Origin of the sequence: Bacteroides salyersiae (assembly GCF_031172035.1) — a bacterium.
Classification (GTDB): domain Bacteria; phylum Bacteroidota; class Bacteroidia; order Bacteroidales; family Bacteroidaceae; genus Bacteroides; species Bacteroides salyersiae.
In genome coordinates, this window is record NZ_CP133452.1 from 2,849,460 (window position 1) to 2,860,391 (window position 10,932).

General features: G+C 36.6%; 8 protein-coding genes. All 8 read left to right on the forward strand.

Translation table 11 applies throughout. The features are described from left to right. Positions 1-609 precede the first annotated feature (609 nt). The 8 genes from RB604_RS10350 to RB604_RS10385 all read left to right on the forward strand — a co-directional run bounded on the left by RB604_RS10350 (position 610) and on the right by RB604_RS10385 (position 10,912). Positions 610-930, forward strand: a complete 321-nt coding sequence (locus tag RB604_RS10350; protein WP_007478363.1) for a helix-turn-helix domain-containing protein — start codon at positions 610-612, stop codon at positions 928-930. Between the two features lie 3 nt (positions 931-933). Then, positions 934-2,199, forward strand: coding sequence for a type II toxin-antitoxin system HipA family toxin (locus RB604_RS10355; RefSeq protein WP_007478362.1), 1,266 nt, complete (start codon positions 934-936; stop codon positions 2,197-2,199). Positions 2,200-2,637: 438 nt separating this feature from the next. Continuing rightward, entirely contained in the window at positions 2,638-4,572 is a 1,935-nt protein-coding gene (locus tag RB604_RS10360) for an AbiJ-related protein (RefSeq protein WP_309004785.1), read from the forward strand. After that, on the forward strand, positions 4,565-5,431 hold the full coding sequence (locus tag RB604_RS10365) for an HNH endonuclease (protein WP_007478360.1): 867 nt from the start codon (positions 4,565-4,567) through the stop codon (positions 5,429-5,431). Before RB604_RS10360 ends, RB604_RS10365 begins: the two co-directional genes overlap by 8 nt. Before the next feature lie 239 nt (positions 5,432-5,670). Then, entirely contained in the window at positions 5,671-5,880 is a 210-nt protein-coding gene (locus RB604_RS10370) for a helix-turn-helix transcriptional regulator (RefSeq protein WP_007478359.1), read from the forward strand. Positions 5,881-5,893: 13 nt separating this feature from the next. Further along, on the forward strand, positions 5,894-7,009 hold the full coding sequence (gene dcm / locus RB604_RS10375; protein WP_007478358.1) for a DNA (cytosine-5-)-methyltransferase: 1,116 nt from the start codon (positions 5,894-5,896) through the stop codon (positions 7,007-7,009). A 7-nt stretch (positions 7,010-7,016) separates the two neighbouring features. Next, complete coding sequence (locus tag RB604_RS10380; protein WP_007478357.1) at positions 7,017-8,651, forward strand: AAA family ATPase; 1,635 nt, start codon at positions 7,017-7,019, stop codon at positions 8,649-8,651. Positions 8,652-8,665: 14 nt separating this feature from the next. Beyond that, positions 8,666-10,912: an LlaJI family restriction endonuclease gene (locus tag RB604_RS10385; protein WP_007478355.1), complete on the forward strand. Its 2,247-nt coding sequence runs from the start codon at positions 8,666-8,668 to the stop codon at positions 10,910-10,912. Positions 10,913-10,932: the final 20 nt, after the last annotated feature.

Here is a 10,932-nt window from a genome sequence, read left to right on the forward strand (position 1 = left end):
ACTTGTTTTTGAGGCTGTTTTACACTCTTTTCTCAATGAATCAGAACCATGAGGAAGTATTGTATCCTCAATGAAGTTCACCTATCTTCTATCTAGCTACAAAGGTACAAAATTCCGTGATGTTTTCGCCTATAGTGTCAATTAAATGCAAGATATTTTCACTGATATTGTATGCTGATCAAAAGAGAAATATTCAGTTGAAGCTTTTTTCTTTTCTTCCCCTCTGTTTGACTTGACTTTATTGCCCGTGTATATAATAACGGTCATTAAAGTCAAGTTGAGAGTGGAGTTATATCTTTTTCTTTTGGCAAGCAAAATCGTTCTTTGATATGATGAGTGTATGATGGACAATTTGCATTGTTTGTAACGAATAACATATTGTTTGTTGATAGGTGTATATGGTGCTTACAAACAAGATTATAGCATTTAGTTTTTGGAAGTTTTTGCTCAAAATAGATTATGTATATGGTTAATTATGCCAAGACGTGCATTTTTTTATGTGTAATACATCATTAAATAAATAAAAAGTATTACCTTTGTATATTATATGATAGGTTGTTGTGGCGAAGTCATCGACATAGTCGCTTTGCACCTTAAATTGATGTAGTAATGGCAAAGAATACAATGGGAACCAAACTTCCCCGAAAATTGGAGCAGAAGATGCAAATTGTAGGTGAGCAGATTAAGTTGGCTCGCTTGCGTCGGAATCTGAGTGTGGCTCAGGTTGCTGAACGTGCCACCTGTTCACCTCTTACTGTGTCTCGAATAGAAAAAGGGATTCCTACTGTTGCAATAGGGATCTATCTACGTGTGTTGTACGCATTGCAACTTGACGATGATATTCTATTGCTTGCCAAAGAAGATAAATTGGGAAAGTCTTTACAAGATTTGAGTTTGAAAACAAGAGAACGTGCATCCAAGAAAGAATAATCTATGAAAAAGTTGTATGTATATGCCGATTTCGATTGGCTCAAAGAAGTGGAGCTCATTGGCGAATTAGGCTTTGAGTCTCTTCGTGGTGCGGACAGCTATAGTTTTACGTTCAATAATGAATGGTTAAGGCGGCACAGCGATCTGTTTTTGAGTGACGACCTGAATAATTACCCAGGACAACAATATACACAACCGGACAAGGATATATTCGGATGTTTTTCTGATGCTTTGCCAGATCGTTGGGGACGTACTTTGTTGTTGCGTCGTGAGCAAATTGCAGCTGCGGAAGAAAAACGACCAGTACGGAGATTGTCATCCTTCGATTTCTTGACTGGTATTGATGATTTCTCTCGAATGGGCGGATTCCGTTTTAAGGAAACCCCAGATAGTGAATTTATAAATGTAAGTGAATCGTTGAAAATTCCACCTCTGACAGATATTCGGGAGTTGATTGTAGCCAGTGCTGAGATTGAGAAGAGCGAAGAAAACAATATGCTCCCCGATAGGAAATGGATTGCACAACTTGTGCAACCAGGAACATCATTGGGCGGTGCGAGACCTAAAGCCAATGTGATAGATACGGATAAAACTCTTTATGTAGCCAAGTTTCCTTCACGTAAGGATGACTATGATGTTGGACTTTGGGAACATTTCAGTCATTTGCTTGCCACAAAAGCAGGGATAAACGCATCAAAAACCAAAGTGCTGGCAACTGGAGAAAAATATCATACATTGCTGTCACAACGTTTCGATAGAACAAACGATAGCAAACGTATTCATTTTGCGTCCGCAATGACCTTGTTGGGGTTGAGTGATGGTGACAATGCAACTACCGAGCATGGTTATCTGGATATAGTCGACTTCATTATTCAGAATTGTACCGATGTAGAGCGAAACCTACAGGAACTATACCGTCGTGTGGCTTTCAATATATGCATAGGCAATAGTGACGACCATTTCCGCAATCACGGTTTTCTTTTGACTGCAAAAGGATGGACACTGTCTCCTGCATATGACATGAACCCCACGTTGAATGAGTATCAAAGTTTGCTTGTTTCATCAACTTCTAACAAAGCAGAGTTGAGTATTTTGCTGGATGCTTGCGAAGGCTATATGCTAAACCGTAAAACAGCAGAAAAGATTATTTCGGAGGTGATTGAAGCTGTAAAAGGATGGCGAGAATTGGCAATCCGATTGGGACTATCCAAAAGAGAAATGGAAATGTTTGCTGGGGTATTGGATACAAAGTGGAAAGATTGTGTTTGATTTACAAATGTTTATATAATATGCATATTATGTCTGGTGATATTATTTGTAATGACATGACGTGGTTTCGTGCAGACTTCCATTTCAGGATTAATCTGAAAAAGCATTTCAGAATACAGAGGAACTTGTCAAGTGTCGGAAAACAATAGAATTTTTCATTTTGGCTAGGTCGATGGAAAAAACTGAATAGTACAGAAACTATGCTTACTTTGAGCTTAGAAGACTGATAAAGGAGGTGGAAGTATAAATTCGAGTTATATTACTGACAAGTGTTGCCAAGGGTGTACATGGTTACTTTGAACGTAATGGCGGAAAAATATATCCGCAAGGAGATAAAAGTAAGAGTCTTTCCAATATAAAGGCCGCTCTCCGAAAAAATGGAAGCCAATAGACTTGCGGGGTATACTTGAGGAAAAAATGTAATTAATATAATCTACAATGGTAAATCAAAACAATCAGATTAAAATTTCTGCTGAGACGAGACGCTCTATATTTGATAAGATTATGTCTCATGCAGATTTCTTGGGTGTATTCCAAGGAGGTAATTATGAAGATCAAAACATTGTTGATTTCTTGAAAATGATATGGGATCTCCCTGCTATGCCTTCAGAAGACCCTCGTTTCAAGAATGCAGAAGCTGATGCAAGGCAACATTTGATTAATAATGATGATTGGGATCTTACGTATACTTTTGAACATCGATTTAATTTGTTGGCAGGTGATACAAAACACTTCATTAAGTTTGTTGAAGCATGTGTTTCTCCCTTTGTCAGATCGTCTTCTGAAGAGATAATGCAATATGTGGAAGAGATTAATCCTTTGCTAAATAGGGATAATTGTGAACTTGCCATAGAAGATTATATAGATGAAAGACCCCATTATATTATAAAATCAGGAACTGGCTTCTCATTTGATCGAAAAGACATATATAGCAATAGTTATACGATTTATGTTGATAAACTTGGGAATAACAAACCATGTTTCTTTTTAAAGAGTATAACATGGGATGATTATGGACATAAAACATCATTCTATTTAGATTATGTTAGGGAGGATGGCTCCTATTCAAGGGTAGGCAAAGTGAAGATATGCAAGAAAAATGCCGCCACAACTCTGGATGTTATTCCTGAGTCATTTCTATCCCTAGATTTAGATTATTGCTCTTTAGGACAGGAAACATCTTATTATTCAAATATAAAAAACATATTAGGCGATAACGCGATGTCCTTTCTTAATGCGATGAAAGATGCTGCAGCATTTAGCCGAATATCAGATGATTTTGTAAACGACTCAGGATTCAGACACTCTTTGTTAAGAGATAATAGTGCTGATACAGCTTTAAATTTAGGACGTTATGTACTTGCTGGTTTTGATCCTGATGAAAGAGTAAATTTTGCATACAAGACTCGACTTGCTTTTTCTTCAGATTATGACTTCAATATAAAGTTCGATTTTGGTAGAATAAATCAAGAAGATAATTTTAATAGAGTGATTGCCATCATCGGTGAAAATGGTGTAGGTAAGACCTCGTTGTTATATAATCTTGCTAAGTCAATCGCTAATCAACAGAAGGAATGTTTCTCACCGCACCATCCATTGTTTACAAAAGTTGTAGCAGCATCTTATAGTATGTTTGATAGATTTTATGATATTAATGCACGAGCCTTCAACTTTGAGTATTGTGGTATGCACAATAACGCGGGTGGCCTTATGACTCTTGAACAATTGATAGCAAGACACCAACGTAATGCAGAAACCATCAATGTTCTGAATAGCGGTAAAAACTTAAAGAAATTTCTAGGCAATATCTTGCCCAACGAGATGTTAGAAGATTTGTTTGAAAACGGCTCTGTATTTAAGTATAATGTCTATAAGGATTACTATGGTAAAATGAGTTCAGGGCAAACTATGCTTACCAACCTCATTATCGACATTACTGCTAATGTGCGATCAAATTGTCTAATTATGATAGATGAACCAGAAGTTCATCTTCATCCAAATGCTATTACACAGATTATAAATGTTGTAAATCTTGTATGTGAAAGATTCTCTTCTTGTTGTATTATGGCAACTCATTCGCCTTTGGTGATTCAATCTCTTCTCTCTCGCAATGTCCTAATAATGGAACGAGATGTAGATGGAATGCCTGTTGTAAGGCAAATGAGGGTTGAAAGCTTAGGCGAGAACCTGACTACTATAAATGAAGAAATTTTCTCTAATGGTCAACGAGATAAGTATTACAGGCGACTTATAGAAAAGGCTGTCGAAGGAAAAGAATCCATGGAGCAGGTACTACAAGAGCTCCAGAATGGTGATTTGCCAATGAGTCTTACTTCTTATATGTTAATTGATAAATATTTGAATCATGATTAACATGAAAAAATATGCTGGAGGAAAGAAACCATATGAACTTTTCTCTGAAGCAGTGGATAGAAAGGACAAGAACAGTGCTGATACTATTGCACTGAATGTTAATAAACGAAAAGTTGAGATTGCATACCGATATTATGAGCGTGCTATGGATAACCAGAAGCTAGGATTACTAACTCCCTCTACGGTGTTGTCAAGTATTAAACAGCCCCTACTAGGAATGTATTCGTCTGGATGCAAGTTGGTAAAGGATTTTAGAACATGGCATTTTAATAACAACCCTCAAACATATAATAATGTATGTCCGTATTGTACTATAAATAGTGCAAATACTACGGAGCACATTCTTCCAAAGGAAGTGTACTCAGAATATGCAGTAAATGTCTTTAACTTGATACCTGCATGTTCTGAATGTAATACATTTAAGGGGGATGATATATTCGATGAGAATGGTGAAATCTTCACTATTAATTTTTATACTGACACTTTGCCTGATATACGATACCTATTCGCTCGTATCACTCATATAGTGGGAGGTGTTCAGTTTGCATATTATTTAGATAACAGAAATGGAATTGATAGAAATCTATATGCTCTTATACAAAGACATTTCAAACGTTATCATTTGATAAATAGGTATTATACCAAAGCCGTACAAGAATTATCCAATATTGAAAATTACTTTAAGTTCGAAGAAATAACTTGTGAGGATGACTACGATAAAGCTGCAAGCAAATTAATCAGGAAAACGGATGCTGATGCAGTTGCATATGGTAGAAATCATTGGAAGATTGTAATGTATTACGATGCGGCTACATCACCAGTATTCAAGTCTTATATAATGACTAAATTAATATCCTAAATATCATATATGAAAATTGTTTTGTTCTGAAAAAAGTTGACTCATTACACTTGGATTAGATATAATGGCGCATTGTAAGGAAATGGCTCAATATTAAAGGGTATGAACCCCGATTGTACTTATCTTGATGAAGATGATGAATAAAAGCTAGTTTCATTCCAAACAAATATAATAGACTATTTGCTTGGCGGTGTCTACAAATTTGTTTATTTTTGCACATAAATGTAGATATAAATTCAATGGAAAAGAAAGAGTATAGAAATCGTATTCGGGTCATTTTAGCCGAGAAGATGATTACAAATACCTATTTGGCAGAACAACTTGGCGTGTCGAAAATGACAATAAGTCGCTGGTGTACCAATACTACACAGCCAAGTGCACCGCAATTAATTGAGATTTCGCAGATATTACAGTGTGATTTGAAGGATTTATATGAAACAGTAAAGTAATCCGAGAAAGGAAATGATGAAGAAAACATATACATTCATAGACTTGTTTGCAGGTATTGGGGGGTTTCATACAGCAATGCATTATGTTGGTGGAAAATGCGTTTTTGCCAGTGAATGGGATAAAAATGCTCGTTTGTCATATGAAGCAAACTATAAAAAGATTGAGCCTAAGCTTTTCAAAAAAGACAAGGATGGAAGATATCTTTATTTTAATGAAGATATAAATGATGTCGTTCCAAGTCATATTCCGGATTTTGATGTTTGTTGTGGCGGATTTCCTTGCCAGCCTTTTTCTGTTGCAGGACTTAAAAGAGGGTTTGAGGATACAAGAGGGACTTTGTTTTTTAGTATAGCCAATATTATTAGAGAGAAAATTAATGCAGGCAATCCTCCTAGAGTTTTGTTTTTGGAGAATGTTCGTGGATTAAAGACACATGATAAAGGGAATACTCTCAAAGTAATATTAGCTACACTTGAAGAATTGGGATATGCTTATTCTTTTGATGTTCTTAATGCAAAGTATTTTGGAGTACCTCAAAACAGAGAACGTTTATTCATTATAGCATGGTATAAGAAGCTGGTAGATGTTGATGAATTTAGATTCCCATATGGAATAGCAGAAGATGGCTCTACTATATACGATAAGAAGAAGTTGAAAGAAGGAATTCTTTTAACCAAAGTATCAGATATATTTGAGCCAGAAAAAACTATGGATTCTCAATATACCATTAGTGATAAAATGTGGGAAGGACATCAAAAACGCAAAGAACGAAACCGGAAAAACGGGAAAGGATTCGGGTATTCACTATTCAATGCTGATAGTACATATACGAGCACTATTTCTGCTAGATATTGGAAAGATGGAAGCGAAATACTTATTGATCAATCAGAAAAAGGACTTAACCCACGTGTTCTGACTCCGGTGGAAGCCGGAAGATTACAAGGGTATCGTATTATTGGTGAGGGATGGGAAAAGCCGGAATGCGCGAACAATCTCAATTATAATGATTCTAATATAGAATTTAAAATAGTGGTATCACGCAAAGAAGCTTACCGTCAATTTGGAAATAGCGTCGCTATTCCGGTTATTAAAAGGTTGGCTGAAGAAATAGTTAAACAATTGATGTAATAGGATTATGAAAGATTTATTCTCATTTTTAAATGAAGTATCCGGCAATAGTGATTTTAAGGCTACTTTGAGTGAAAGAGGTGGTTTTATTACGTTCAGCAACTCTGGCAGACGTGGTGGCTCCAAGTTCTTTCAGATCGGATTAGATAATATTCTTCAAACTTTGAAAGATATATTGATTAATATAGAAACCTTTAAGAACCTGACTGAATATGATGAAACATCTTGGAGAAACAATGGGTCTGAATATTTCTCGGATTCAGTTGCAAATGCAAATTCTACAGTTCAGACTAAACCCTTGTTCTCAACATTAAGCAAAGTGATAAATTGGGCAAATCAACCAAGGCTGGATTCCATTGATTCTGATGCTAAGATTTGTCTTGATAAAGATGCTTTGGAGACAACTATAGCGAAACTAGAGGTCGTAGCTGATAGCTTTAAGCCGTCTACAGTGATACCAAATAATACGTGTGATGATACTTGCCGTCAGATAATCTTCTACGGTGCACCAGGTACAGGTAAATCCCATAAAATAAAGGCACAACTTGAAGGTGTTTTTAAAGAAAATATATTCAGAACCACATTCCATCCGGACAGTGATTATTCAACCTTTGTTGGAGCATACAAACCGACAATGGAAAAACCAATGGATAAAGTATATGCTAAGGGAGAGCTCATTAGCAAATTAACCGAAATGAAAGAGGGTGGAGTCACATATTCTCCCCAAAAATTTGGAGCAAAATATTGGCGCTCGTTAAAGCTGTTGAATCTTTCTGATAAGAAAGACATACTCCAAGCTTGCGGTATGTCTGATAATTACACTGTTGAATTTGATAAAGGAGTGGCCGTTGGAGAAGAATATCTTGCCTGTTCAAAAGAATCTCGTATAATTTATTCTTTCGTTCCTCAGGCATTTCTTAATGCTTATATACAGGCATATAGAAAACCGGAAGAAAAAGTATATCTTATTATTGAGGAAATCAATCGAGGTAATTGCGCCCAAATATTCGGAGATTTATTCCAGTTGCTTGATAGGGATGAAAATGGCATATCAGAATATACTATCAAGGCTGATGCAGATTTGAAATCTTTCTTAGAAGAGGAGCTTGGCGAAGACAATCTAGGCATAAAAGATGGGGAGCTTTGTCTGCCATCAAATCTGTATATCTATGCAACTATGAATACTTCAGACCAATCGTTGTTTCCGATTGATAGTGCATTCAAGAGGCGTTGGGATTGGGAGTATGAGCCGATTAAATATAAGAATATAGGCTGGAAGATTGTCATTGACGGAACTGACTATTCTTGGGTATCATTTCAAAGAATAGTCAACGAAAAAATTTTGAGGGCAAACAGCTCCGAAGATAAGATGTTAGGTGATTATTTCGTAAATCCATCAGATGGAGTAATTACCGATAAAGTTTTGTTGAATAAAATATTGTTCTATCTATGGAACGATGTCTGCAAAGATGGTGAAGGGGACATATTCAAAGTCGGTGAAGCTGAAGATATTTCATTCTCTGAATTGTATGGAGAAAATGGGACTAAAATGCTAAAGAAAATGATGTCTTATCTCGGAGTCACTGACCCTGATGGCAATAAGGTTACTACTGAAAATAACGAAGAGAATACAGAACTCTAATCTGAATAAATGTTATGCTGCTGTTCATTGAAGGATACCCATATAATTTGGACGAGATTGTCAAGGATGGCTTGACTGTCAGAGATGTACTCAAGGATGTTGTGTCAGTTCCTGTAAAGGAGGACAAATATTCCTTTGAGTATGTCGGGTATTGCTATAGCAAGGCAGCAAAAGACGTTGTCTTCTTCTTGCCCAAAGTTGTATTGACAGGTGAGATAAACGAGGAGAGTGGCGATGATACGATATTTGGTGCTTCACCGCAAGAAATAATAGACTTTGAATCCGAAGCTGTAAAATCTAAGTTTACGGAAGAAGGGTGCAAGGAATACAAGGAGTTTCTGTCCACTCTCTCGATTTGGATATACCGGACAATAAGTGTATACAAACAGACACACAACGACAACATACTTGAAAACAAGGAATATCAGTCTGAGAGTAGAGGCAAAAAGCAGAAGCATAACACTCTACTTGATGTGATAATAGCACTGAGGGACTTCAACAGAAACAATCAGGACTATTTTACATTTGTGGCCAAGAACGTGCATTCCGGTTATAACAAAATCAACTGGAACAAAACCATTACTTCATCGCAAGCAGTAATTCAAAACGGAAGCCCTGTTTACATCGAGCCTGTCAACAGGAAAAAAATGGTGAATTTTGACGAAGAGTTACTTGTTATATACTTCTCGATATTGAATTACATCCGTGAAATACATGGTTTTTCTTTTGAAATCAATATCCAATATCCGCTTATCAGTTGTGATAAGTTAAAGAAGTCTTATATTGATAGGAATCTTGGATGCAGAAGACTGAAACAAATCAAGTACAAGTATTTCTCGGACAAGGCTCTTCGGATATGGGATTTGTGCTATGCTTTCTTTGACAGGGAGTATAAGATTGCGATGAACAGGCAGGCGGAAGACTATTTGCTGGCGAAAGATTTTGAGCGCATCTTTGAAGTCATGATTGACACTTTGGTAAGTGGCAATGACAAGCAAAATTTGCCAAAAGAACTAACAGAGCAAAGAGATGGTAAACTGGTTGACCACATGTTTGTCGGTCAAGGACTTATCGAACAGTCTGATTTGACATCTGAACTTACCTATTACATTGGGGATAGCAAATATTACAAGCGTTCCAAGAATGACAGGACACAGCTTGGCGACAAATCGATATACAAACAATATACATACGCCAGAAATGTCATTCAGTGGAACATGAATCTGTTTTTGGATGGTGACGGTAACGGGGAACATCCTCAGTTAAGGGATACATTGACTGAAGGATATAATCCCATCCCCAATTTTTTTATCAGTGCTCGAATTCCTAACAAAAAGGCTGGAGACAGTAAATTCCTGTCCTTTGATGACAGAGAATTAAAGGCGCAGGATGGCGGAGTGCAACTTAACCGCCAATTTGAAAATCGCCTGTTTGACAGAGACACGCTGTTGTTGTGTCACTATGATGTTAACTTTTTGTACATCGTATCGTTGTATGGTCGCAACAATAAGAGCACGCAAGCGATATGGAGAGAATATGTCCGTAAAGAATTCAGAAATAAGATTCAAGGCACCCTCAATCGACTCTACACATTCAGAACTCTGCAGCCACGTGATGGCATGGATTGCTATCAGTTCATTCAGGACAATTTCCAACGGCTGAATGGCAAATTGTATCGTCCGAAGAGTGATAGTAATTATCTGATTCTTGCTTTGATGAAGGATGAAGATTTCGATATATGGAAGTCTCTTAAAATAAAATCTTCAACAATAAAAAAGGAAACGGCTCAAAGCAAAGAGCTTGTGAATGCTTTACAGACTCATTTCTATGTCAGCGATCCGTTTGAACTTGAAACTGAGTTCCATATTGATAGCATTGACAATGTCGGCACTTTGACTCAACAGCCGAAACAGGAGATTAGGAATATTCTGACTGGATTAGTACGAAGAACCGATGCTGATTATTCAGATTTTGACAGTCATACCGCAAAGACATATACTATGGAGAAGATACCGACATCTATCAATGTGATGGATATTAGGTATTTCTTGCCTATGGTTGGCGGAGAGATTGACGGTTATTATAAAGTGGAGAAAGTATATTTTGGCACTAAGAACGGAAATCTATGTTTAAAGTTAAATCTGTCCTCTTTTATTTCATTGGGTATTAATCGAACTCCCATATATCGCATAAAAATGCAGCCAGGAGAATTGATTTCAAATGATTTGGTGGTGGAATTATACGAACAAAGGATTTATTAATACAGATTAAAAAAGGCGGA

What these genes read in the sequence shown, in the direction of transcription:
- RB604_RS10350 (WP_007478363.1), top strand. Translation starts at nt 610, where the DNA reads ATGGCAAAGAATACAATGGGAACCAAACTTCCCCGAAAATTGGAGCAG.
- RB604_RS10360 (WP_309004785.1), top strand. Translation starts at nt 2,638, where the DNA reads ATGGTAAATCAAAACAATCAGATTAAAATTTCTGCTGAGACGAGACGC.
- RB604_RS10380 (WP_007478357.1), top strand. Translation starts at nt 7,017, where the DNA reads ATGAAAGATTTATTCTCATTTTTAAATGAAGTATCCGGCAATAGTGAT.
- dcm (WP_007478358.1), top strand. Translation starts at nt 5,894, where the DNA reads ATGATGAAGAAAACATATACATTCATAGACTTGTTTGCAGGTATTGGG.
- RB604_RS10385 (WP_007478355.1), top strand. Translation starts at nt 8,666, where the DNA reads ATGCTGCTGTTCATTGAAGGATACCCATATAATTTGGACGAGATTGTC.
- RB604_RS10355 (WP_007478362.1), top strand. Translation starts at nt 934, where the DNA reads ATGAAAAAGTTGTATGTATATGCCGATTTCGATTGGCTCAAAGAAGTG.
- RB604_RS10370 (WP_007478359.1), top strand. Translation starts at nt 5,671, where the DNA reads ATGGAAAAGAAAGAGTATAGAAATCGTATTCGGGTCATTTTAGCCGAG.
- RB604_RS10365 (WP_007478360.1), top strand. Translation starts at nt 4,565, where the DNA reads ATGATTAACATGAAAAAATATGCTGGAGGAAAGAAACCATATGAACTT.